The organism is Rhizobium lentis (genome assembly GCF_014200175.1).
GTDB lineage: Bacteria > Pseudomonadota > Alphaproteobacteria > Rhizobiales > Rhizobiaceae > Rhizobium > Rhizobium mulingense.
The window spans coordinates 38,210-60,928 of sequence record NZ_JACHBD010000003.1; the positions used below are offsets into that span (position 1 = coordinate 38,210).

Annotated in this window: 20 protein-coding genes and 4 tRNA genes; 5 read left to right on the top strand and 19 right to left on the bottom strand. The window is 60.1% G+C overall.

The window, feature by feature from the left end:
* Nucleotides 1-24 precede the first annotated feature (24 nt).
* From fusA to rpsL, 3 genes are all read right to left on the bottom strand, one after another.
* Nucleotides 25-2,124, bottom strand: a complete 2,100-nt coding sequence (gene fusA / locus GGI60_RS08365) for an elongation factor G (protein ID WP_064682261.1) — start codon at nucleotides 2,122-2,124, stop codon at nucleotides 25-27.
* 29 nt (nucleotides 2,125-2,153) lie between these two features.
* Nucleotides 2,154-2,624, bottom strand: a complete 471-nt coding sequence (gene rpsG / locus GGI60_RS08370; protein WP_004669085.1) for a 30S ribosomal protein S7 — start codon at nucleotides 2,622-2,624, stop codon at nucleotides 2,154-2,156.
* A 77-nt stretch (nucleotides 2,625-2,701) separates the two neighbouring features.
* Nucleotides 2,702-3,073: a 30S ribosomal protein S12 gene (gene rpsL, locus GGI60_RS08375; RefSeq protein ID WP_003547537.1), complete on the bottom strand. Its 372-nt coding sequence runs from the start codon at nucleotides 3,071-3,073 to the stop codon at nucleotides 2,702-2,704.
* 500 nt (nucleotides 3,074-3,573) lie between these two features.
* On the opposite strand from rpsL, the gene GGI60_RS08380 reads away from it, so the two are divergent.
* Complete coding sequence (locus tag GGI60_RS08380; RefSeq protein ID WP_183914754.1) at nucleotides 3,574-3,867, top strand: transcriptional regulator; 294 nt, start codon at nucleotides 3,574-3,576, stop codon at nucleotides 3,865-3,867.
* 178 nt (nucleotides 3,868-4,045) lie between these two features.
* Here GGI60_RS08380 and rpoC read toward each other — a convergent pair whose 3' ends face one another.
* The 14 genes from rpoC to GGI60_RS08445 form a co-directional block, all read right to left on the bottom strand.
* The gene (gene rpoC, locus GGI60_RS08385) at nucleotides 4,046-8,254 is read right to left on the bottom strand and encodes a DNA-directed RNA polymerase subunit beta' (RefSeq protein WP_183914756.1); all 4,209 of its coding nucleotides are present in this window, start codon (nucleotides 8,252-8,254) and stop codon (nucleotides 4,046-4,048) included.
* A 188-nt stretch (nucleotides 8,255-8,442) separates the two neighbouring features.
* Entirely contained in the window at nucleotides 8,443-12,582 is a 4,140-nt protein-coding gene (gene rpoB, locus GGI60_RS08390) for a DNA-directed RNA polymerase subunit beta (protein WP_183914758.1), read from the bottom strand.
* Between the two features lie 261 nt (nucleotides 12,583-12,843).
* The gene (gene rplL / locus GGI60_RS08395; protein WP_183914760.1) at nucleotides 12,844-13,227 is read right to left on the bottom strand and encodes a 50S ribosomal protein L7/L12; all 384 of its coding nucleotides are present in this window, start codon (nucleotides 13,225-13,227) and stop codon (nucleotides 12,844-12,846) included.
* 56 nt (nucleotides 13,228-13,283) lie between these two features.
* Nucleotides 13,284-13,802 carry a 50S ribosomal protein L10 gene (gene rplJ, locus GGI60_RS08400; RefSeq protein WP_009994537.1) on the bottom strand — a complete coding sequence of 173 codons (519 nt, stop codon included), beginning with the start codon at nucleotides 13,800-13,802 and terminating at the stop codon, nucleotides 13,284-13,286.
* 328 nt (nucleotides 13,803-14,130) lie between these two features.
* A complete protein-coding gene (rplA, locus tag GGI60_RS08405; RefSeq protein ID WP_183914761.1) occupies nucleotides 14,131-14,832 on the bottom strand; it encodes a 50S ribosomal protein L1 in 702 nt (233 codons plus the stop codon).
* Nucleotides 14,833-14,836: 4 nt separating this feature from the next.
* Nucleotides 14,837-15,268 carry a 50S ribosomal protein L11 gene (gene rplK / locus GGI60_RS08410; protein WP_009985507.1) on the bottom strand — a complete coding sequence of 144 codons (432 nt, stop codon included), beginning with the start codon at nucleotides 15,266-15,268 and terminating at the stop codon, nucleotides 14,837-14,839.
* A 177-nt stretch (nucleotides 15,269-15,445) separates the two neighbouring features.
* Nucleotides 15,446-15,976 carry a transcription termination/antitermination protein NusG gene (gene nusG, locus GGI60_RS08415; RefSeq protein ID WP_004669067.1) on the bottom strand — a complete coding sequence of 177 codons (531 nt, stop codon included), beginning with the start codon at nucleotides 15,974-15,976 and terminating at the stop codon, nucleotides 15,446-15,448.
* Between the two features lie 17 nt (nucleotides 15,977-15,993).
* Nucleotides 15,994-16,194, bottom strand: coding sequence for a preprotein translocase subunit SecE (gene secE / locus GGI60_RS08420; RefSeq protein WP_003573826.1), 201 nt, complete (start codon nucleotides 16,192-16,194; stop codon nucleotides 15,994-15,996).
* Between the two features lie 194 nt (nucleotides 16,195-16,388).
* Nucleotides 16,389-16,464: transfer RNA gene (locus tag GGI60_RS08425), tRNA-Trp, on the bottom strand.
* Nucleotides 16,465-16,633: 169 nt separating this feature from the next.
* A complete protein-coding gene (locus tag GGI60_RS08430; RefSeq protein ID WP_183914763.1) occupies nucleotides 16,634-17,527 on the bottom strand; it encodes an NAD-dependent epimerase/dehydratase family protein in 894 nt (297 codons plus the stop codon).
* 159 nt (nucleotides 17,528-17,686) lie between these two features.
* Nucleotides 17,687-17,821, bottom strand: a complete 135-nt coding sequence (locus tag GGI60_RS32445) for a hypothetical protein (protein WP_275593091.1) — start codon at nucleotides 17,819-17,821, stop codon at nucleotides 17,687-17,689.
* 205 nt (nucleotides 17,822-18,026) lie between these two features.
* Nucleotides 18,027-19,202, bottom strand: coding sequence for an elongation factor Tu (gene tuf / locus GGI60_RS08435; RefSeq protein ID WP_004669088.1), 1,176 nt, complete (start codon nucleotides 19,200-19,202; stop codon nucleotides 18,027-18,029).
* Nucleotides 19,203-19,537: 335 nt separating this feature from the next.
* Nucleotides 19,538-19,611: transfer RNA gene (locus GGI60_RS08440), tRNA-Gly, on the bottom strand.
* Between the two features lie 24 nt (nucleotides 19,612-19,635).
* Nucleotides 19,636-19,720, bottom strand: a tRNA-Tyr gene (locus tag GGI60_RS08445).
* 201 nt (nucleotides 19,721-19,921) lie between these two features.
* Between GGI60_RS08445 and rlmB the strand changes: the two genes are divergently transcribed.
* The 4 genes from rlmB to GGI60_RS08465 all read left to right on the top strand — a co-directional run bounded on the left by rlmB (nucleotide 19,922) and on the right by GGI60_RS08465 (nucleotide 22,085).
* Nucleotides 19,922-20,812 (top strand): 23S rRNA (guanosine(2251)-2'-O)-methyltransferase RlmB, encoded by an 891-nt coding sequence (gene rlmB / locus GGI60_RS08450; protein ID WP_183914767.1) that lies wholly within the window; start codon nucleotides 19,922-19,924, stop codon nucleotides 20,810-20,812.
* 45 nt (nucleotides 20,813-20,857) lie between these two features.
* Complete coding sequence (locus GGI60_RS08455; protein WP_183914769.1) at nucleotides 20,858-21,559, top strand: AprI/Inh family metalloprotease inhibitor; 702 nt, start codon at nucleotides 20,858-20,860, stop codon at nucleotides 21,557-21,559.
* A gap of 168 nt (nucleotides 21,560-21,727) precedes the next feature.
* Complete coding sequence (locus GGI60_RS08460) at nucleotides 21,728-21,886, top strand: hypothetical protein (protein ID WP_164517777.1); 159 nt, start codon at nucleotides 21,728-21,730, stop codon at nucleotides 21,884-21,886.
* A 61-nt stretch (nucleotides 21,887-21,947) separates the two neighbouring features.
* The gene (locus tag GGI60_RS08465) at nucleotides 21,948-22,085 is read left to right on the top strand and encodes a hypothetical protein (RefSeq protein WP_183914771.1); all 138 of its coding nucleotides are present in this window, start codon (nucleotides 21,948-21,950) and stop codon (nucleotides 22,083-22,085) included.
* Between the two features lie 30 nt (nucleotides 22,086-22,115).
* Here the strand turns inward: GGI60_RS08465 and GGI60_RS08470 are convergent, their stop codons facing one another.
* Both GGI60_RS08470 and GGI60_RS08475 read right to left on the bottom strand, forming a co-directional pair.
* A complete protein-coding gene (locus GGI60_RS08470) occupies nucleotides 22,116-22,466 on the bottom strand; it encodes a hypothetical protein (protein ID WP_183914773.1) in 351 nt (116 codons plus the stop codon).
* 111 nt (nucleotides 22,467-22,577) lie between these two features.
* Nucleotides 22,578-22,653, bottom strand: a tRNA-Thr gene (locus GGI60_RS08475).
* Between the last annotated feature and the right edge of the window lie 66 nt (nucleotides 22,654-22,719).

Here is a 22,719-nt window from a genome sequence, read left to right on the forward strand (position 1 = left end):
GTTATCGGTCAATTGGTATTCAGGTCACTTCTGACCGGAATACTTTGCCTGGATTTCAGTTGCGACGTTCGACGGGACCGGCGCATAGTGATCGAAGGTCATCGTGTACTGAGCACGGCCCTGCGACATGGAGCGCAGGTTATCGACGTACTTGAACATGTTCGCCAGCGGAACGTTGGCGCTGATGACGACCGCGATGCCACGGCTTTCCTGACCCTGGATCTGGCCACGGCGGGAGTTAAGGTCGCCGATAACGTCGCCAACGTAATCTTCCGGGGTGACGACTTCGACCTTCATCATCGGCTCGAGGAGCTGAGCGCCGGCCTTCTTGGCTGCTTCACGGAAGCAGGCGCGGGATGCGATTTCGAACGCCAGAACCGACGAGTCGACGTCGTGGAAGGCACCGTCGATGAGCGTCGCCTTGACGCCGAGCATCGGGAAGCCAGCGAGCGGACCCGAAGACAGAACGCTTTCGATGCCCTTTTGAACGCCCGGGATGTATTCCTTCGGAACAGAGCCACCGACGATCTTGGACTCGAACTTGAAATCTTCGCCTTCCGGGTTCGGTTCGAAGATGATCTTGACGCGCGCAAACTGGCCGGTACCACCGGTCTGCTTCTTGTGCGTGTAGTCTTCTTCGGTCTGGCGCGTGATGGTTTCGCGGTAAGCAACCTGCGGCGCGCCCACGTTTGCTTCAACCTTGAACTCGCGGCGCATGCGGTCGACGATAATGTCGAGGTGCAGTTCGCCCATGCCGGCAATGATCGTCTGACCGGATTCCTGATCCGTCTTCACGCGGAAGGACGGATCTTCGGCAGCCAAGCGGTTGAGCGCGAGGCCCATCTTTTCCTGGTCGCCCTTGGACTTCGGCTCGATGGCGATCTGGATGACCGGCTCGGGGAATTCCATGCGCTCGAGGATAACCGGCTTCAGCGGATCGCAGAGCGTATCGCCAGTGGTGGTTTCCTTCAGGCCGGCGAGTGCAACGATGTCGCCTGCAAAGGCTTCTTCGATGTCTTCACGCGAGTTGGAGTGCATCTGCAGCATACGGCCGACGCGCTCGCGCTTGTCCTTAACCGTGTTCAGAACCGAGGAGCCCTTTTCGAGCTTGCCGGAATAGATGCGTGCGAAGGTGAGCGAACCGACGAAGGGGTCGTTCATGATCTTGAACGCCAGCATCGAAAGCGGCTCGGCGTCGTCTGCGTGACGCTCGATGTCGGCTTCGGTCTTGAAGTCGATGCCCTTGATCGCCGGAATGTCGAGCGGCGACGGCAGATAGTCGACAACGGCGTCGAGCAGCGGCTGAACGCCCTTGTTCTTGAAGGCGGTGCCGCAGAACATCGGATGGAACTTGACGTCGATCGTGCCGCGGCGAACGAGCTCGCGGATCTTGTCGTTGTCGGGCATGTTGCCTTCGAGGTAGGCTTCCATCGCAGCTTCGTCGATCTCGACAACCGTCTCGATCAGCTTTTCGCGATATTCTTCAGCCTTGGCCTTCAGGTCTTCCGGGATTTCGACGACGTCCCACTGGGCGCCGAGCGATTCATCGCGCCAGATCAGAGCGTTCATCTCGACGAGGTCGACAACGCCCTTGAAATCGCTTTCGGCGCCGATCGGCAGCTGCATGACGACAGCGGTCGCACCGAGACGGGTCTTGATCATCTCGACCGAGCGGTAGAAGTCAGCGCCGGTCTTGTCCATCTTGTTGCAGAAGATCATGCGCGGAACGTTGTACTTCTCAGCCTGACGCCAGACGGTTTCCGTCTGCGGCTCTACGCCGGCGTTGGCATCGAGAAGAGCGATCGCACCGTCGAGAACGCGCAGCGAACGCTCGACTTCGATGGTGAAGTCGACGTGGCCGGGAGTGTCGATGATGTTGAAGCGGCGCATCTTGCCGTCACGCCCCTTCCAGAAGGTCGTGGTGGCAGCAGACGTGATCGTGATGCCGCGCTCCTGCTCCTGCTCCATCCAGTCCATGGTGGCTGCACCGTCGTGGACCTCGCCGATCTTGTGCGACTTGCCGGTGTAGTAAAGGATACGCTCGGTGGTCGTAGTCTTGCCGGCGTCGATATGCGCCATGATACCGAAATTGCGGTAGTCTTCGATCTTATATTCGCGAGCCATTGTGGACTGCCTTTCGATACCGTTCGGAATTACCAGCGATAGTGCGAGAACGCGCGGTTGGCGTCAGCCATCTTGTGCGTATCTTCGCGCTTCTTGACGGCGGAGCCGCGGTTGTTGGACGCATCGAGCAGTTCGCCGGAAAGACGATCGATCATGGTCGTTTCGTTGCGCTTGCGGGCAGCGGCGATCAGCCAGCGAATGGCGAGGGCCTGGCGGCGCTCCGGACGAACGTCGACCGGAACCTGATAGGTCGCACCACCGACGCGGCGCGAGCGGACTTCAACGTGCGGGGCAATGTTGTCGAGCGCAGAATGGAAAACCGAAAGCGGCTCCTGCTTGGACTTGCCCTGAACGGCGTCGAACGCACCATAGACGATGTTTTCAGCAACGGACTTCTTGCCATCGAGCATGATGGCATTCATGAACTTGGTGACAACGAGATCGCCGAACTTCGGATCCGGATTGATCTCGCGCTTTTCTGCTTTATGACGTCTGGACATACTTTTCGTCTCTTCAACCGTTAAGGCGCTTCATCACGCGGAGGACCTCGCGCAGCGCCGGATTATTCAAAACCGAATTACTTCGGACGCTTCGCGCCATACTTGGAGCGGCGCTGCTTGCGGTTCTTGACACCCTGGGTATCGAGGACGCCGCGGATGATGTGATAACGGACACCCGGAAGGTCCTTGACGCGGCCGCCGCGGATCATCACGACGGAGTGTTCCTGAAGGTTGTGACCTTCACCGGGGATGTAACCAATGACTTCGAAGCCGTTGGTCAGGCGGATCTTGGCGACCTTACGCAGAGCCGAGTTCGGCTTCTTCGGCGTCGTCGTGTAGACGCGCGTGCAAACGCCGCGCTTCTGCGGGTTCTCCTGGAGAGCGGGAACCTTATTACGCTTTACGTTCGCCTGGCGAGGCTTGCGGATCAGCTGGTTTACGGTAGGCATTCAACCATCCCTTACGTTTATCTCGGTACCCTTGCGGGCTTGAACTCGCGCCGTCTCCGGCAATGACGCATGCTTTCGGTTCAATGCGCAAAATATGGCCCGATCCGCTTCCGCAGATGGACCACAAGGAGCAGAGGACGCATGAAATTATGCGTCATGCGTGCAGCATCATGACTTCAACGTGCGTTTAGAACCTTGTTTGAGGTGAACTTCAGGGCGCGTCGCCCCGAACAGCCAAGCCTCACATGGGATCTGATGGGCGGGGTACTACTGGTTTCCACCCCTCCCGTCAAGGCCGGTTAAGAAATAAACTCGCCGCATCGCCTTGATATGCGGGCCAGACGCCCTGTTTTCGTCCTCCTAGACGAATTCCCGGCCATGCGCCAAGATAAAAACTTGGGCATCGCAGCAAAAGCAGTTAAGGAATCAGCAATTGCGGCGTTAAGCCCTCATAGCAGGATTCGAGCGATCGAATCGACACTAAAGCCGAAGGACAGGCGATGATTACGACACCGGATAACGACAACAATTTCGACGGGCCGATGATCTTCATCATCATCGGCAAAGGCTATGAGTCTGACTCCAGCGACGGCATCGACCTGCACATCATGCTGAAGGCGCCCGACGACGATACAGCCGTGCGCGAAGCCTTGAATGCCCTTGCCGAGGAAGGTTTCATCGAGGCCGATCTCGACCAGATTGGCATGCTCACCGAAGTTCCGGCCGAAGAGCCGCATGCCTCGGCCTATCAGGGCGCGGTCGACGGCGAGGTCGCGATCATCCGGTTCAACTGACCGGAGCGGCCGGCGGCGAAACCGCAGGGGCGAGCACAGCGCCCGCCTGCAGGGCCTGCCAGACACGTAGTTCCCCCTCCCCGCCAGATCGACCAGAGCACAGAAAAATGAGAAACCGCCCGGATCGCTCCGGGCGGTTTTTCAATTCGTATCTTGAATTCCGGGACTTCAGCCGCGGTTATTCCGCGGCCGGGGCCTTTTCAGCCATGTCCTGCAGCATCGGCGTGGCAACGGCTGCACCGGTGCCCTTGCGACGTTCTTCGAGGATCAGCTCGTCGCGCGAGGTGGCGATACGGCGGATCTGGGTCATGGTGCCGCCGGTACCTGCCGGGATGAGCCGGCCGACGATGACGTTTTCCTTCAGACCCTGCAGGCCGTCGGTCTTGCCGGCGATTGCCGCTTCCGTCAGCACCTTGGTCGTTTCCTGGAAAGATGCGGCCGAGATGAAGGACGGGGTCTGCAGCGACGCCTTGGTGATGCCGAGCAGAACCGGGTCGCCGTGGGCGGGCTTCTTGCCCTGCTCGATCAGGTGGTCGTTGACGTCCTCGAGCTCGATCCGGTCGACGTTGTCGCCGACGATATAGGTCGAGTCGCCGGCGTCGGTGATTTCTACCTTCTGCAGCATCTGACGGACGATCACCTCGATGTGCTTGTCGTTGATGACAACGCCCTGCAGACGATAGACTTCCTGGATTTCGTTGACGAGGTAGGAAGCAAGTGCCTCCACGCCCTTGATCGCCAGGATGTCGTGCGGAGCCGGGTTACCGTCGAGGATGTAGTCACCCTTTTCGATATAGTCGCCGTCCTGAAGGTGGAAGGGCTTGCCCTTCGGGATCAGGTATTCGACAGGCTCCACACCGTCTTCCGCCGGCTCGATGATGACGCGACGCTTGTTCTTGTAGTCGCGGCCGAGGCGGATCGTACCATCGATCTCAGCGATGATGGCGTGATCCTTCGGACGACGCGCTTCGAACAGTTCGGCAACACGCGGCAGACCACCGGTGATGTCCTTGGTCTTGGCGCTTTCGAGCGGCGAACGGGCGAGAACGTCACCCTGGGAGACCTTCGTGCCCGGCTCGACCGACAGAATGGCGTCGACCGAGAGCAGGAAGCGAGCGTCACCGCCACGCGACAGCTTGGCGACATTGCCGCTGGCGTCCTTGATGACGATCGCCGGCTTGAGGTCCGAACCGCGCGGGGTCGAACGCCAGTCGATGACCTGGCGCTTGGTGATGCCGGTGGATTCGTCGGTTGCTTCGAGAACGGAGAGACCGTCGACGAGATCCTCGAACTGAACCGTACCGGCCACTTCCGTCATCATCGGGCGGGTATAAGGGTCCCACTCCGCCAGACGCTGGCCGCGCTTGACCTTGTCGCCTTCGTCGACATGCAGCTTCGAACCGTAGGCGACACGCTGCGAGGAGCGCTCGACACCACGCTCGTCCAGGATCTGGACGGTCATGTTGCGGCCCATGGCAACGAGGCTGCCTTCGGAGTTGCGCAGGACGTTGCGGTTCTTGATCTGCACCGTACCTTCGTAGGAGGCTTCCAGGAACGACTGGTCGACCACGGTTGCCGTACCGCCAAGGTGGAAGGTACGCATGGTGAGCTGGGTTCCCGGCTCGCCGATCGACTGAGCGGCGATAACGCCGACGGCTTCGCCCATGTTGACAGGCGTGCCGCGCGCGAGGTCGCGGCCGTAGCAGACCGAGCAGACACCCGTCTGGATTTCGCAGGTCAGCGCCGAGCGGATGCGGATCGACTGGATACCGGCCTTCTCGATTTCGATGACATCGGGCTCGAGGATCATCTTGCCGGCATCGACGATGCGCTCGCCCGTGACCGGATGATCGATGTCGTCGAGCGCCGTGCGGCCGAGGATACGGGCGCCGAGCGAGGCGACGACCTGGCCGGCGTCGACGATCGCCGTCATCGTCAGACCGGTTTCGGTTCCGCAATCGACATGCGTGACGATGCAATCCTGCGCGACGTCGACGAGACGACGGGTCAGGTAACCGGAGTTGGCGGTCTTCAGCGCCGTGTCTGCCAGACCCTTGCGGGCGCCGTGCGTCGAGTTGAAGTACTCGTTGACAGTCAGGCCTTCCTTGAAGTTCGAGATGATCGGCGTCTCGATGATTTCGCCCGACGGCTTGGCCATCAGGCCACGCATGCCGCCCAGCTGGCGCATCTGGTTCGGAGAACCGCGGGCGCCGGAATGGCTCATCATGTAGATCGAGTTCATCGGCTTCTGACGGCCGGTGTTCTCATCGAATTCGACCGCCTTAATGCGGGCCATCATCTCTTCAGCGACCTTTTCGGTGGCCTTGCCCCAGGCGTCGACAACCTTGTTGTACTTCTCGCCCTGGGTGATCAGACCGTCATTGTACTGCTGCTCGTATTCCTTCACCAGGCTTTCGGTGTCGGCAACGATCTTCGCCTTGGCATCCGGAATGACCATGTCGTCCTTGCCGAACGAAATGCCGGCGCGGCAGGCATGGGAGAAGCCGAGCTGCATGATGCGGTCGCAGAAGATGACCGTGTCCTTCTGGCCGCAATGGCGGTAGACCGTGTCGATCATCTTGGAGATGTTCTTCTTGGTCATTTCCTGGTTGCAGATGTCGAAGGGCACCTTGCCGTTCTTCGGCAGCAGTTCGCCGATGAGCAGACGGCCAGGCGTCGTCTCATAGATCTTCGAGTAGGGCTTGCCATCCTCGCCGATCGACTTGAAACGGCCGCGGATCTTGGTGTGCAACGTCACGACCTTGCTTTCGAGGGCATGATGCAGCTCGCCGAGATCGGAGAAGGCCATGCCTTCCCCCGGCTCGTTCTGGTTGAGGATCGACAGGTAATAGAGGCCGAGAACCATGTCCTGCGAGGGGACGATGATCGGCGCGCCGTTGGCCGGATGCAGGATGTTGTTGGTCGACATCATCAGCACGCGGGCTTCGAGCTGGGCTTCGAGCGACAGCGGCACGTGAACGGCCATCTGGTCGCCATCGAAGTCGGCGTTGAAGGCCGTGCAGACGAGCGGGTGCAGCTGGATCGCCTTGCCTTCGACCAGGGTGGGCTCGAAGGCCTGAATGCCCAGGCGGTGCAGCGTCGGCGCACGGTTCAGCAGAACCGGATGCTCGCGGATGACCTCGTCGAGAATATCCCAGACCTCAGGCTTTTCCTTCTCGACCAGCTTCTTGGCCTGCTTGACGGTCGAGGAGTAACCCTTGGCGTCGAGGCGGGCATAGATGAACGGCTTGAACAGTTCGAGCGCCATCTTCTTCGGCAGGCCGCACTGGTGCAGCTTCAATTCCGGACCGGTGACGATGACCGAACGGCCGGAATAGTCGACGCGCTTGCCGAGCAGGTTCTGGCGGAAGCGGCCCTGCTTGCCCTTCAGCATATCGGAGAGCGACTTCAGCGGACGCTTGTTGGCGCCGGTGATGACGCGGCCGCGGCGGCCGTTGTCGAACAACGCATCAACCGATTCCTGCAGCATGCGCTTTTCGTTGCGGATGATGATGCCCGGCGCGCGAAGCTCGATCAGGCGCTTCAGGCGGTTGTTACGGTTGATGACGCGGCGATAGAGATCGTTCAGATCCGACGTCGCGAAACGGCCGCCGTCGAGCGGAACAAGCGGACGCAGATCCGGCGGAATGACCGGGACGACCTTCATGATCATCCATTCCGGACGGTTGCCCGACTCCATGAAGTTCTCGACGATCTTCAGGCGCTTCATCAGCTTCTTCTGCTTGAGATCCGACGTCGTGTCGGCAAGCTCCGAGCGCAGATCACCGGCAATCTTCTCGAGGTTCATCGAGGCCAGCATCTCGTAGATCGCCTCGGCGCCGATCATCGCGGTGAACTGGTCTTCGCCGTATTCGTCGACGGCGAGCATGTACTCTTCTTCCGAGAGGAGCTGGTGCTCCTTGAGCGCCGTCAGGCCCGGCTCGGTGACAATGTAGTTTTCGAAATAAAGGACGCGCTCAACATCCTTCAGCGTCATGTCGAGCAGCGTCGAAATACGGCTCGGCAGCGACTTCAAGAACCAGATATGGGCAACGGGAGCGGCGAGCTCGATATGGCCCATGCGCTCACGGCGAACGCGCGACAGCGTGACTTCGACGCCGCACTTTTCGCAGATGATGCCCTTGTACTTCATGCGCTTGTACTTGCCGCACAGGCATTCGTAGTCCTTGATCGGCCCGAAGATGCGCGCGCAGAACAGACCGTCGCGTTCCGGCTTGAACGTGCGGTAGTTGATGGTCTCCGGCTTCTTGATCTCACCGTAGGACCAGGAGAGGATCTTCTCCGGAGACGCGATCGAAATCCGAATGGAATCGAAATTCTGTGCAGGCACCTGCGGATTGAAAAGATTCATGACCTCTTGGTTCATGCCTGTCTCCTTCATGGGCGAAAGCGCCCTCAAAATGCGATGGTCAGCGGCAATTTCCCGGGAGCCGCCTCCCTCGCTTAAACGAGAATAACCGCAAGATGCGGCGAAACTTCCCTTCCGGGCCGACATGGATGCGGCGTCCGGCGGGACCGGCGTGCGCCGCATGGCAGCGCACGCCCTATCAATGCTTACTCGGCCGCGTCGGGCAGCTGGTTTGCCTGTGCTTCGTCAAGCTTGGTGTTCTCAAGCTCGACGCTGAGGCCCAGCGAGCGCATTTCCTTGACGAGAACGTTGAAGCTTTCCGGAATACCGGCTTCGAACGTGTCGTCTCCGCGGACGATGGCTTCGTAGACCTTGGTGCGGCCGGCGACGTCGTCCGACTTCACCGTCAGCATTTCCTGGAGCGTGTAGGCCGCACCGTAAGCTTCGAGCGCCCAGACTTCCATTTCGCCGAAGCGCTGACCGCCGAACTGCGCCTTGCCGCCCAGCGGCTGCTGGGTAACGAGCGAGTAAGGACCGATCGAGCGGGCATGGATCTTGTCGTCGACCAGGTGGTTGAGCTTCAGCATGTAGATGTAGCCCACCGTGACCTGGCGGTCGAACTGCTCGCCGGTACGACCGTCATAGAGCGTCGACTGGCCGGTGTCCTTGAGACCCGCCAGACGCAGCATGTCGTTGACGTCGCCTTCGTGGGCACCGTCGAAAACAGGCGTTGCAATCGAAACGCCGCGCTTCCACTGGTCGGCAAGACGCAGAACCGACTCATCGTCGAATTCGTGGACCTGCTCGGCCTTCGGGCCGGCACCGACGACATCGCCGATGGTCTTGCGCAGCGGCTCGATGTTGCCGTTCGCCTTGTAGGCTTCGATCAATTCGCCGATCTGGCGACCCATGCCGGCGCAAGCCCAGCCCAGGTGCGTTTCCAGGATCTGGCCGACGTTCATGCGCGAGGGAACGCCGAGCGGGTTCAGAACGACGTCGACATGCGTGCCGTCTTCAAGGAACGGCATATCCTCGACAGGCACAATGCGCGAGACCACGCCCTTGTTCCCGTGACGGCCGGCCATCTTGTCGCCCGGCTGGATCTTGCGCTTCACGGCGACGAAGACTTTGACCATCTTCATGACGCCAGGAGGCATTTCATCGCCGCGCTGGACCTTCTCGACCTTGTCCATGAAGCGCTGCTCAAGGCGCGACTTGGATTCGTCGTACTGGCCGCGGAGTGCTTCGAGCTCGCTCTGGACCTTCTCGTCCTCGACCGCGAACATCCACCACTGCGAGCGGGGATATTCGGAGACGACGGCGTTCGAAAGCTCGGTGCCCTTCTTGAAGCCCTTCGGGCCGGCAATCGACACCTGTCCGCGCAGCATGTCGATCAGACGGCCGTAGACGTTACGGTCGAGGATCGCCTGCTCGTCGTCGCGGTCCTTGGCAAGACGCTCGATTTCTTCACGCTCGATCGCCATCGCGCGCTCGTCCTTCTCGACGCCATGGCGGTTGAAGACGCGAACTTCGACGATGGTGCCGTAGGTGCCGGGCGGCATGCGCATGGAGGTATCGCGCACGTCGGAGGCCTTTTCGCCGAAGATGGCGCGCAGAAGCTTTTCTTCCGGCGTCATCGGGCTTTCGCCCTTCGGCGTGATCTTGCCCACGAGGATATCGCCCGGCTGAACTTCGGCGCCGATATAGACGATGCCGGCTTCGTCGAGGTTCTTCAGCGCTTCTTCCGAAACGTTCGGAATGTCGCGGGTGATTTCCTCAGGACCAAGCTTGGTGTCGCGCGCCATCACTTCGAATTCTTCGATGTGGATGGAGGTGAACACGTCGTCGGCAACGATGCGCTCGGAGAGCAGGATCGAGTCTTCGTAGTTGTAGCCGTTCCAGGGCATGAACGCGACGAGCGCGTTGCGGCCGAGCGCCAGGTCGCCGAGATCGGTCGACGGGCCGTCGGCGAGAATGTCGCCGCGGTTGACGACGTCACCGACGGTGACCAGCGGACGCTGGTTGACGCAGGTGTTCTGGTTCGAACGCTGGAACTTCTGCAGGCGGTAGATGTCGACGCCGGACTTGCCGGCTTCGAGGTCTTCCGTGGCGCGGATAACGATACGCGTCGCGTCGACCTGGTCGACCACGCCGCCGCGGCGGGCGCCGATGGCGGCGCCGGAGTCACGGGCGACGACCGGCTCCATGCCGGTGCCGACGAACGGGGCTTCGGCGCGCAGCAGAGGCACGGCCTGACGCTGCATGTTCGAGCCCATGAGGGCGCGGTTGGCGTCGTCGTTTTCCAGGAACGGGATGAGTGCCGCAGCCACCGAAACGACCTGCTTCGGCGAAACGTCCATCAGGTTCATGCTGTCGCGGGGCGCGAGCATAACTTCGCCGGCATGACGGCAGACGACGAATTCGTCAACGAAGGAACCGTCAGGGTTCATCTCGGCGTTGGCCTGGGCGACGTAGTACTTGGCCTCTTCCATGGCGGAGAGGTAGAGCACGTCATTCGTCACCCTGCCGTCGACGATGCGGCGGTACGGGCTTTCGATGAAGCCGTACTTGTTGACGCGGGCAAAGGTCGCAAGCGAGTTGATCAGACCGATGTTCGGGCCTTCCGGCGTTTCGATCGGGCAGATGCGGCCGTAGTGGGTCGGATGCACGTCGCGGACTTCGAAGCCGGCGCGCTCGCGGGTCAGACCGCCCGGGCCAAGAGCCGAAAGGCGGCGCTTGTGGGTGATTTCCGAGAGCGGGTTGACCTGGTCCATGAACTGCGAGAGCTGCGAGGAACCGAAGAATTCGCGCACGGCTGCGGCAGCCGGCTTGGCGTTGATCAGATCCTGCGGCATGACCGTGTCGATTTCGATCGAGGACATGCGTTCCTTGATCGCGCGCTCCATGCGCAGCAGGCCGAGACGGTACTGGTTCTCCATCAGCTCGCCGACCGAGCGGACGCGGCGGTTGCCGAGGTTGTCGATGTCGTCGATCTCGCCCTTGCCGTCGCGCAGTTCGACCAGCATCTTGACCACGGCCAGGATGTCGTCCTTGCGCAGGATGCGGACGGTGTCTTCGACGGTCAGGTCGAGACGCATGTTCATCTTGACGCGGCCGACGGCGGAGAGGTCGTAACGCTCCGCATCGAAGAACAGCGAGTTGAACATGGCTTCGGCCGATTCCATGGTCGGCGGTTCACCCGGACGCATGACGCGGTAGATGTCGAACAGAGCGTCCTGACGGTTCTCGTTCTTGTCGGCCGAAAGCGTGTTGCGGATATAGGCGCCGACATTGATGTGGTCGATGCCGAGAACCGGGATCTCGTCGAAACCGTTCGCCAGGATGATGCCAAGCGTCTTCTCGTCGATCTCGTCGCCGGCTTCGAGATAGATTTCACCGGTCGAGTAATTGACGATGTCTTCGGCGAGGTAATTGCCGTAGAGGTCGTCGTCGCCGGCCTTCAGCGCCTTCAGGCCCTTGTCGGACAGCTGCCGTAGCAGGCGCGGGGTCAGCTTCTTGCCGGCTTCGACGACGACTTCGCCGGTATCGGCGTCGACCATCTCGGTGATCGCCTTGGCGCCCTTCAGCGTTTCCGGCTTGAAGGGAATGCGCCAGCCTTCGCCGTCGCGCTTGTAGAGCGACTTCGTGTAGAAGGTGTCGAGGATTTCCTCACCGTCCATGCCGAGCGCCATCAGCAGCGACGTCACCGGAATCTTGCGGCGGCGGTCGATGCGGGCGTAGACGATGTCCTTGGCGTCAAATTCGATGTCGAGCCAGGAGCCGCGATAGGGAATGACGCGGGCGGCGAAGAGCAGCTTGCCGGAAGAATGGCTCTTGCCCTTGTCATGGTCGAAGAAGACGCCCGGCGAACGGTGCATCTGCGAGACGATGACGCGCTCGGTACCGTTGACGATGAACGTACCGTTGCTGGTCATGAGCGGCATGTCGCCCATGTAGACCGACTGTTCCTTGATGTCCTTGATCGACTTGGCGCCGGTATCCTCGTCGATATCAAACACGATGAGGCGCAGCGTCACCTTCAGCGGCGCGGCATAGGTCAGGTCGCGCTGGCGGCATTCGTCGACGTCGAACTTCGGCGGCTCGAACTCGTAGGATACGAATTCCAGCATCGAGGCGCCGGAGAAATCGGTGATCGGGAAAACCGACTTGAAGACGGCCTGAAGACCCTCGTCGGGCCGGCCGCCTTTCGGCTCTTCCACCATCAGAAACTGGTCGTAGGACGCCTTCTGGACCTCGATGAGGTTCGGCATTTCTGCGACTTCGGGGATCTTACCAAAAAACTTGCGTACGCGCCTGCGACCGTTGAACGAAAGGGTCTGAGCCATCGTCGCTCCTTCAAAATCTTGCACCCGGGCCTGCAACGGACGGGAACCGATGGCCAGTCGACCCCGTCAATCAATGGGTAGTTCAATCTCGTCCGACTCCCAAAAACGCCCAGCTCGGATTGCTGTGCTGCCCTCGGTGCGAGACTATCCTTTTGAAGAACCCATTACCCAAAAGCCGTTTTGACGCGGCTTTTGGGTAATTCGTTCAGAAAAACGGCAAATGGGAGGCGGCAAATGCCACCTCCCAAAAGCAGTTCAAGCTTACTTAACGTCGGCCTTGGCGCCGGCGTCTTCGAGCTTCTTCTTGATGTCAGCGGCTTCAGCCTTGGAAACGCCTTCCTTGACAGCCTTCGGAGCGCCTTCGACGAGGTCCTTGGCTTCCTTGAGGCCGAGGCCGGTGATGGCGCGGACTTCCTTGATGACGTTGATCTTGTTGGCGCCGGCATCCGTGAGGACGACGTCGAACTCGGTCTTTTCTTCTTCAGCCGGAGCAGCTGCGCCGCCTGCACCACCAGCAACGGCAGCAACAGCTACCGGAGCAGCGGCGGAAACGCCCCACTTTTCTTCAAGCATCTTGGACAGCTCAGCGGCTTCCAGGACGGTCAGCGAGGAGAGGTCTTCAACGATCTTTGCGAGATCAGCCATTTTCTAGTTCCTTTTGTTCGGTTCGAACTGTTGAGTTTGTACAGCGAAAAACCGCCTTAAGCGGCTTCGTCCTTCTTGGCGTAGGCCGCAAACACGCGGGCAAGCTGGCTTGCCGGTGCTGCAACAACCCCAGCGATGCGGGTAGCCGGCGTCTGGATCATGCCCAGCAGCTTCGCACGCAGCTCATCGAGCGAAGGCAGGGTCGCAAGCGACTTGACTGCATCGGCGTTGAGCGTGGTTGTTCCCATGGCGCCGCCCAGAACAACGATCTTGTCGTTGGTCTTGGCGAAATCCATGACGACCTTCGGAGCGGTGATCGGATCGGTGCTGTATGCAATCAGCGTCTGACCCTTGAAGAGATTCGACATCCCTTCCGCTTCCGTACCCTGAAGGGCAATTTTGGCCAGGCGGTTCTTCGCGACTTTGACGGTACCGCCAGCTGCACGCATCTTCGAACGAAAATCGTTCATCTGCGCGACTGTGGCACCAGCATAGTGGGCCACGACAACCGAGCCCGAAGCCTTGAAGACTTCGTTCAGTTCCGTGACGAATTCGCGTTTTTCCGCTCTTTCCACTGCCTATCTCCAGTTGGCGGGACCGAGAACGGGCCCGCCGGGTTGCCTTTTGCCTCCCGGGATCATGCGAGATCCCAAGCGACGCTTGAGGATCCTGTCCCCCCGCGCTCCCGCGCCAATCAAGGCTAAGAAGGCACAAGGCATCCAAGGCTCGAACCGAGTTTCTAGAAGCGAACTTCATGAATTCGGGTCTTACCCGTCTCATGCAGGCAAAGTGATTAAGGGAAAACCACCTGCAATCTCGGACAGGATTCCGGATTTCTCCGGAATATTCCGGCCCCTTGCGGGGCCGGAAATTCAGTGGCCGGACCGCGGTCCGGCAATCAAATTATGCAGTCGGTGCTACGGTGACCGAGCCGACTTCGATCTTGACGCCCGGGCCCATGGTCGAGGAAATCGCCACGCGCTTAACGTAGTTGCCCTTGGCACCGGCCGGCTTCGCCTTGATGACGGCGTCGGCGAAGGCGCGGATGTTTTCTTCCAGAGCCTTGGCGTCGAAAGAGGCCTTGCCGATACCGGCATGGACGATACCAGCCTTCTCGACGCGGAACTCGACAGCGCCGCCCTTGGAAGCCTTGACGGCTCCGGCGACATCCATGGTGACGGTGCCGACCTTCGGGTTCGGCATCATGCCGCGCGGGCCGAGAACCTTACCGAGACGACCGACGAGCGGCATCATGTCGGGAGTGGCGATGCAGCGATCGAATTCGATCTTGCCGCCCTGGACGATTTCGACGAGGTCTTCGGCACCGACGACATCGGCACCAGCGGCCTTGGCTTCGTCAGCCTTGGCGCCACGAGCGAAGACGGCGACGCGAACCGTGCGGCCCGTGCCGTTCGGCAGATTGACGACGCCGCGAACCATCTGGTCCGCATGGCGCGGGTCGACGCCGAGGTTCATCGAGACTTCGATGGTTTCGTCGAACTTGGCGACAGCCCGTTCCTTGACCATGCCGATGGCCTGGGTCAGAGCGTAGAGCTTGGTGGGATCAACACCTTCGTTGATCTTGCGAGTGCGCTTGCCAGCCATGATCTTAACCCACCACTTCCAGGCCCATGGCGCGGGCAGAGCCCTCGATCATCGCCATTGCACCTTCGATATCCGCTGCATTCAGATCCTTCATCTTGGCTTCGGCGATCGTCTTGATCTGAGCCTTGGTGAGGGTACCAGCCTTTGCGCCCTTGCCCGGGGTCTTGGAACCGGACGTGATCTTCGCTTCCTTCTTCAGCCAGTAGCTGACCGGCGGCTGCTTCATCGCGAAGGTGAAGGACTTGTCCTGGTAATAGGTGATGACGACCGGAATCGGCATACCCTTTTCCATTTCCTGCGTAGCGGCATTGAACGCCTTGCAGAATTCCATGATGTTAATGCCACGCTGACCAAGCGCCGGACCAATCGGCGGGGACGGGTTTGCCGATCCTGCCTTGACCTGAAGCTTGAGCTGGCCTGCAACTTTCTTAGCCATATCTCTCTGCCTTTCATGAACGACCGGTCGCCCGGCCCGTGATGCCGGATCTCTCCGGCGGCTGCGGTTGCGTGGTGCGGATCATTAGGGTCCGGCTAAGACCCCTCACCTTCCACGCGGATGCGGACGAGGTCCGCGGGAAACAGGCCGCAAGGGCCAGCTTCCAATCTCTTGCAATCAGACCTTCTCGACCTGAGCGTATTCCAGTTCGACCGGCGTCGCGCGGCCGAAGATCGACACCTCAACCTTCAGGCGCGAACGTTCTTCGTCCACATCCTGAACCGTGCCGTTGAACGAAGCGAACGGGCCGTCGGAAACGCGAACCTGCTCGCCGATCTCGAAGGTAATGGAGGCCTTGGGCCGCTCCACACCTTCCTGGACCTGACCAAGAATGCGCTCGGCTTCATAATCCGGAATCGGAACGGGCTTATTGTCGGAGCCGAGGAAGCCGGTGACCTTCGGCGTATTCTTGATCAGATGGTAGGCTTCATCCGTCAGATTGGCGCGAACGAGGACATAACCCGGGAAGAACTTGCGCTCGCTGTCGACTTTGCGGCCGCGACGCACTTCCACCACCTTTTCGGTCGGCACGAGGATCTTCTCGAACAGATGCTCAAGCCCCTTCTGGCGAGCCTTGTTCTCGATGTCCTCAGCCACCTTCTTTTCAAAATTGGAATACGCGTGGACGATGTACCAACGTGCCGCCATTTTCATCTCCACCCGTATCAGTTGCCGGTATTGAGCACGAAGCTCAGAACCCAGCCGATCAGCTGGTCAGCAGCAAAGAAAAACAACGCGGCGAACACCACCATCACAAGCACCATAACCGTCGAGATCATCGTCTCGCGGCGCGACGGCCATGTAACTTTGGACGTCTCAGAGCGAACCTGCTGCAGAAACGCAAACGGATTGGATTTGGATGCCATCGACTGCCCACGCAATTACGGCGCGTAAAGCTGAAACTATCAGCCCCACGCACCGCGTGTCTGTTGAACCCTAAATAAACACCGATTTCCGAATACACAAGAGGGAAACCGAAGTTTAACGAAATTACTTGCCACCGATCGATCCCCGGCTGGAACGGCTGCAAGCACAGTCGCGCTGTCCCTATCAAGGAAAATGGCAGGGGCAGAGGGGCTCGAACCCCCGACCTGCGGTTTTGGAGACCGCCGCTCTACCAACTGAGCTATACCCCTTCATGCCTCTCCTTCAGCGCCCGGGCCAAGACCCGCAAATCGCTGCCGAAATGCATGGCGCTCCCTTTAAGACGGCGGCGGCGGATTGGCAAGCACGATTTTCGATTTTCAAAGCCGTTCTGCTCATTTGCGAGCGACCAGCCCTTTCAATCGCTTGGCTGGCAAGCACTTAGATCTTCACATATTTCCGCCAGTCGTGCTCTTCCCTGAAGCCCAGCACTTCGCGAATCTTGCGATTTGAAAGCAGGCCCTCATATTCGCCGATCTCGCGGGTAAAGGGGACATTCGGGAAGAATCGCTTCGCAAGCTCTTTCGACGGCGTGTTGGCCGAGACCGTGTCATTGGCGGCGTTGAACACCTGGTAGCCGAGGCCGTCCTTCTCGATGCAGAGATGGCAGATCTGACCGAGGTCGCGGGCGTCGATATAACTCCAGGCGATGCGCTTGCGCATTTCGGGATGGGCGAAATAGGTGGGAAACTTCTCATATTCGTGCGGCTCGATGACGTTGCCGATGCGCAGCGCATAAATGTCGAAGCCCGAACGCTCGGCAAACGCGCGCGCCGTCTTTTCGTTGACCACCTTGGAAAGGCCGTAGGAATCCATCGGATTGACGTCGTAATCCTCCTCCAGCGGGAACTGGTGGAAGTCACGATGCCCCTCGGCAAAACAAACGCCGTAGGTCGTCTCACTCGACGCCACGATGATCTTCCGGATGCCGAGCTTCACCGCCGCCTCGATGACATTGTAGGTGCCCATCGTGTTGATGCGGAAGGTCTCGTTGTCGGGTTTGATCAGGATGCGCGGGATGGCGGCGAAATGCACGACGGCATCGAAGGGCTGGACGCCCCTGCCCGCGTCGAGATCGGGAAAATCGCGATGCATGGAGAGCGCGTTGAAGACCTGACCGCTATCGGTAATGTCGGCGATGAGATTGGTTACGCCGGGGCTATCCAGCGGCACTAGATCGAGGTTGTGGACCTCATAACCTGATTTGACGAGCCATGGCACGGCATGGCGACCCGCCTTGCCCGAACCGCCTGTGAACAGGATTCGTTTCTTCATGGAATATCCTCCGCGTCATTCGGAGGCATAGTTAGACGCTTCCGCGCGAAGAGCAAGCGAGCATCCTGCGTTCACCCCCGCCTCATCAGGCCGCCTGCATCCGGCGCCTGATCATTCATTTCCAATCACCGCCGAATCCGGCGATGATTTGCAGGGCCGTCACTTGACGACACTGACCTCGTCGATCTGCACGCCGGCCGATTGAACAACCTCTTGCGGAATCGCAGCGATGAAAAACATCGTGAAAACATACATTGCGAATATCGTCGCAACAAATGTGGCCTTTGGAATCATGCGAACTCTCCTCTCTACAAAGAGGAGTCTGAACTAAAATGAGCCAATCACAAACCGGTTTCTGAACGTGAGATGAACAAAATACTGTGACGGGCCTGTTTAACGATATTTTTACAACACCTGTTAATCCGTCGATCAGGCATCAAAACGAAAAAACCCCGCTGTCGCCAGCGGGGTTTTTCCTGAATTGCAGGTAATCCCAGGATTACTCGACGATCGAGGCGACGATACCGGCGCCGACGGTGCGGCCGCCTTCGCGGATGGCGAAGCGCAGCTTTTCTTCCATCGCGATCGGAACGATCAGCTCGACGGCAACCGTGACATTGTCGCCCGGCATGACCATTTCCGTGCCTTCCGGCAGCGTGACGATGCCGGTCACGTCGGTCGTGCGGAAGTAGAACTGCGGACGGTAGTTGGTGAAGAACGGCGTATGACGGCCGCCCTCTTCCTTCGTCAGGATGTAGGCTTCAGCCATGAACTTCTTGTGCGGCTTGACCGAACCCGGCTTGCACAGGATCTGGCCACGCTCGACGCCGTCACGGTTCACACCGCGAACCAGTGCGCCGATGTTGTCGCCGGCCTGGCCCTGGTCGAGCAGCTTGCGGAACATTTCAACGCCGGTCACCGTCGTCTTCGAGGTCGGACGGATGCCGACGATCTCGACTTCTTCGCCAACCTTGACAATGCCACGCTCGACGCGGCCGGTCACGACCGTGCCGCGGCCCGAGATCGAGAACACGTCTTCAATCGGCATCAGGAACGGCTGGTCGATCGGACGCTCGGGCGTCGGGATGTAGGAGTCGACCGCTGCCATCAGCTCGCGGATCGCGTCTTCGCCGATCTTCTTGTCGCTATCTTCAAGAGCGGCAAGCGCCGAACCCTTGACAACAGGAATGTCGTCGCCCGGGAAGTCGTAGGACGACAGCAGTTCGCGAACTTCGAGCTCAACCAGTTCGAGCAGCTCGGCGTCATCAACCTGGTCGACCTTGTTCAGGAACACGACGATCGCCGGAACGCCGACCTGGCGGGCCAGCAGGATGTGTTCGCGCGTCTGCGGCATCGGGCCGTCAGCAGCCGAGCACACCAGGATCGCGCCGTCCATCTGGGCAGCACCGGTGATCATGTTCTTCACGTAGTCGGCATGGCCGGGGCAGTCGACGTGCGCGTAGTGGCGGTTCGGCGTCTCATATTCGACGTGTGCCGTCGAGATGGTGATGCCGCGCGCCTTCTCTTCCGGAGCCGCGTCGATCTGGTCGTACGCCTTGAACTCACCGAAGTACTTCGTGATCGCTGCCGTCAGAGACGTCTTGCCGTGGTCAACGTGGCCGATCGTGCCAATGTTGACGTGCGGCTTATTGCGCTCAAACTTACTCTTTGCCATTTGAATGCTTCCTGTGAACGAAATGGTGGCCCCGGCGAACCGGTTTAGTGCCGCCGTTTAAGGCTTTCGGCGAAATTGCGCAAGACTTAATTACAGACGCCATTCTTGGCGTGACAGCGCATATGGGAGACAATTCGCCGCCTGCAAGGCGATTCGCCCAAGCCCCCTCAAAAATCGCTGAAATTCCAGAGAAAACTGCCTGCCTAACAGGAGAACAGCGCTGGACGCCAGGCGTCGAGCGCCCTCACCTGCCAGACTATCGCCGCCATTGTCGGCGTCCGAAACATCATCGGCATCGCCGCGGCAGCGGTCGCATCAACGGACTTCGGGAAAACTGGAGCGGGTAGCGGGAATCGAACCCGCGTATTCAGCTTGGAAGGCTGCTGCTCTACCATTGAGCTATACCCGCGGGATGGTCCGATCCGATGACGAATGGTGGAGAGAGTTGGATTTGAACCAACGTAGGCTGAGCCAACGGATTTACAGTCCGTCCCCTTTAACCACTCGGGCATCTCTCCAGTTTTCGTCCGGATCGTTCGACCAAGTTCGTCAGACTTCGAAGCGTTGCCGCCCGTCGTCTGCGCCGCGTATATGACCGGAGCATTTCTGTCTGTCAACACGATGACCACGGAAAAAACACGAAAATTTTCATTCGCCGCCGAAAGCCCGCATATGAAAGAAAGCCTATGCGGCAGCCAACGCCATAGCTATAAAGCCGCATGAGCAAAGACAAGAAATCCAGCGGCAAGGCCGCAGCAGACCCATCCGCCAAGGATACGCATTACGCCAATCTCAGGCGTGCGCACCGCGACGCCAAGCGCGAACGCGGCGAGATCCCGACACCTCAGCCGCAGAAGCGCAAGCGTGGGGCCGAAGATTGGAAGCCGCCGGCGCTGGCGCCCGACCAGGTCTATCTCTACGGCCTGCATACGGTACGCGCGGCGCTCGACAATCCCGAGCGCAAGAAGATCAAACTCTCCGTGACGCAGAACGCGCTCGCGCGGCTTGAAATCAACATCGAAACGCTCGGCATTGCCTTCGAGATCGTCCCGCCGCACGAGATCGACAAAGTGCTCGGCCCCGAGGCGATCCATCAGGGGGTCATGCTGGAGACACGGCCGCTGCCGGTGCGCCGGCTCGAGGCGCTGAAGGACAGCCCTCTCCTGCTCGTCCTCGACCAGGTGACCGATCCGCACAATGTCGGCGCGATCATGCGCTCGGCAGTCGCCTTTAATGCCGGGGCGGTGATCACCACCCAGAGGCACAGCCCGACCGAGTCGGGCGTGCTCGCCAAATCCGCCTCCGGCGCACTGGAACTGATCCCTTATATACAGATCACCAATCTCGCCGATGCGCTCGGCGAATTGCACAAGCTGGGTTTCGCCACCATCGGGCTCGATTCGGAAGGGCCGGCGCCGCTCGAAGGCACGTTTTCGGGCGACAAGGTGGCGCTGGTGCTCGGCTCGGAGGGCAAGGGGCTCAGGCAGAAAACACGCGAGACCGTGACCGCGCTTGCCCGCCTCGACATGCCGGGCGCGATCAAATCGCTCAACGTTTCGAACGCAGCGGCGATCGCGCTTTATGCGGCGCGGCTTTACTTAAAGGCATAGGCTGGACTTAAAGGCGGGCTTACGGGCCGCGGCAAAGGGATTGCCATGAATCGTTCTATGCTTCGGCTGACAATTCCAGCAACCGCGCTGCTGGCCTACGGTCCGGCTGGCGCGCAGGATATCGATCCCGATATTCTCAGAGCGCAAGCGGGAAGCTATCTGGTCGCGCCGGAAGGCGGAGGCGCCGGGTGCCGGCTGACGCTCGAAACCGACCTTGCGATCGGCGGCTATTCGCTCTCGGGCCAAGACAGCTGTTCCAAGTCATTGCCGGCGCTTGCTGAAGCCGCTTCCTGGAATTTCAGCGGCAATGGCGGCCTCATCCTGATTAATCCGACGCGCAAGATCGTCGCCCGTTTCGTCGAGAATGAAGGCTCGCCGATGAAGACGGAAGGCGAAACGCCTCTCCTGCTGGTCTCGGCTCCCGACGGGGTCGATCGTCTGCCGACCTTCAGCAGCCTTGCCGGGAAATGGGTAATGCAAAGACCGGACGGCGAAAAACTCTGCAGCGTGACACTCGAGGGCACTGCAAATACGGACGGCATTGCGCCGTTGTCAATCTCCGGAGACTGCGCCGCCAATGTCGCCCGGTTGAAACTCGCCATCTGGCATATCGACGGTTTCAGTCTGACGCTGATGAGTCATGACGGTGCGTCGCTTGACTTCCACATGCGCGCCGACGGCAATTTCGACAAGTCCCGGGAAGAAGGCGGCAAGCCGCTTTCACTCGTGCGCCGCGACGCGCGTTAGCTCTTTGTCTTTTGCATGTCGTTATCCCGGAACCGGTGTACACTTCCGGGCAACATGCATTAGGCAGCAGAAATCCACTTTTGCCTTGGAATGACCTTCTGGAGCACTATGATCGGGCGGCGATCGATCGTAGCGACCGGTCACAAGTAAGAAGGAGTGATCCCCGTCATGGCCATTCGACCGCTGATTTTCGGTATCCTGTTCATCGCGGCCTTTGTGGGAATCATCCTCAGCATCATCTGGGTGGACACCTCGCATCCCGTCCACCAGCCCGATCCTCTGTCGCCGACGGCGCCCGGCCCCGCGACGCCGGGACCGGTGCAATAGGCCGAGAGGAACGCGGACGGCGATTGTGCGTTAATCCCAACCGAACGAGGATTGAACGCTCATGCGCATAATGATCGCCGTCGTCGCCTTCATGGTCGCCTCCGTGCTCAGCATAGCGATGATCTCGCCTTCCGGCGCCGGCCAGCCCGGCAAGGGCGACAGGATCGAGGCCAGCGTCAACGAACCGGTCGCTCATTGAGCTGACGGTGCTGAGCGTTCGCAGCTGCGCTCAGCCGCGATAAAGCCAGAAGGGGATATCACGATCGCGATGGCGCCACTCGCGGCGTTCCTGCCACCGCTCGGCACGCCACCGCCGCCAGCGGCGGTCATCATCGCGCCAGTCGGAGCGGCGCCAATCGCGCCCATCGCGCCAGCCACGGTCGCCACGCCAGTCACGGTCGGCGCGCCAGTCACCGTCATCACGCCAACGATTATCTCGCCAGCTGTCGCGAATCTGGACAATATCTCCTTGCGCCGTCATCGCCGGCCGTCCGGCCGGCATGGCGGATGCAGGGGCGACGGCGACGAAAGCCGCAGCGGCGGCAATGGTTGCGGTAAGAATGATGTGTGCGAGCTTCATGGCTGCGTCCTCATTGATGGTGAGGAGACAATGCCCCGAAGCGGCTGAACTGCCGCTGAAGCAGCCCTTCAGGCAGGGTTCATCAATGGACAGCGTATCGGAGAATAGGGATGGTGCCCCCGCCAGGGTTCGAACCCGGGACCCCCTGATTACAAATCAGGTGCTCTACCAACTGAGCTACAAGGGCAATAGCTGCCCAACTAACAGATTCTGCGCTCCTGTAAAGGAAAATCCGATCCCTGCGGACGGTCCG

What these genes read in the sequence shown, in the direction of transcription:
- fusA (WP_064682261.1), bottom strand. Translation starts at nt 2,124, where the DNA reads ATGGCTCGCGAATATAAGATCGAAGACTACCGCAATTTCGGTATCATG.
- rpsG (WP_004669085.1), bottom strand. Translation starts at nt 2,624, where the DNA reads ATGTCCAGACGTCATAAAGCAGAAAAGCGCGAGATCAATCCGGATCCG.
- rpsL (WP_003547537.1), bottom strand. Translation starts at nt 3,073, where the DNA reads ATGCCTACCGTAAACCAGCTGATCCGCAAGCCTCGCCAGGCGAACGTA.
- GGI60_RS08380 (WP_183914754.1), top strand. Translation starts at nt 3,574, where the DNA reads ATGATTACGACACCGGATAACGACAACAATTTCGACGGGCCGATGATC.
- rpoC (WP_183914756.1), bottom strand. Translation starts at nt 8,254, where the DNA reads ATGAACCAAGAGGTCATGAATCTTTTCAATCCGCAGGTGCCTGCACAG.
- rpoB (WP_183914758.1), bottom strand. Translation starts at nt 12,582, where the DNA reads ATGGCTCAGACCCTTTCGTTCAACGGTCGCAGGCGCGTACGCAAGTTT.
- rplL (WP_183914760.1), bottom strand. Translation starts at nt 13,227, where the DNA reads ATGGCTGATCTCGCAAAGATCGTTGAAGACCTCTCCTCGCTGACCGTC.
- rplA (WP_183914761.1), bottom strand. Translation starts at nt 14,832, where the DNA reads ATGGCTGGCAAGCGCACTCGCAAGATCAACGAAGGTGTTGATCCCACC.
- rplK (WP_009985507.1), bottom strand. Translation starts at nt 15,268, where the DNA reads ATGGCTAAGAAAGTTGCAGGCCAGCTCAAGCTTCAGGTCAAGGCAGGA.
- nusG (WP_004669067.1), bottom strand. Translation starts at nt 15,976, where the DNA reads ATGGCGGCACGTTGGTACATCGTCCACGCGTATTCCAATTTTGAAAAG.
- secE (WP_003573826.1), bottom strand. Translation starts at nt 16,194, where the DNA reads ATGGCATCCAAATCCAATCCGTTTGCGTTTCTGCAGCAGGTTCGCTCT.
- GGI60_RS08430 (WP_183914763.1), bottom strand. Translation starts at nt 17,527, where the DNA reads ATGAAGAAACGAATCCTGTTCACAGGCGGTTCGGGCAAGGCGGGTCGC.
- GGI60_RS32445 (WP_275593091.1), bottom strand. Translation starts at nt 17,821, where the DNA reads ATGATTCCAAAGGCCACATTTGTTGCGACGATATTCGCAATGTATGTT.
- tuf (WP_004669088.1), bottom strand. Translation starts at nt 19,202, where the DNA reads ATGGCAAAGAGTAAGTTTGAGCGCAATAAGCCGCACGTCAACATTGGC.
- rlmB (WP_183914767.1), top strand. Translation starts at nt 19,922, where the DNA reads ATGAGCAAAGACAAGAAATCCAGCGGCAAGGCCGCAGCAGACCCATCC.
- GGI60_RS08455 (WP_183914769.1), top strand. Translation starts at nt 20,858, where the DNA reads ATGAATCGTTCTATGCTTCGGCTGACAATTCCAGCAACCGCGCTGCTG.
- GGI60_RS08460 (WP_164517777.1), top strand. Translation starts at nt 21,728, where the DNA reads ATGGCCATTCGACCGCTGATTTTCGGTATCCTGTTCATCGCGGCCTTT.
- GGI60_RS08465 (WP_183914771.1), top strand. Translation starts at nt 21,948, where the DNA reads ATGCGCATAATGATCGCCGTCGTCGCCTTCATGGTCGCCTCCGTGCTC.
- GGI60_RS08470 (WP_183914773.1), bottom strand. Translation starts at nt 22,466, where the DNA reads ATGAAGCTCGCACACATCATTCTTACCGCAACCATTGCCGCCGCTGCG.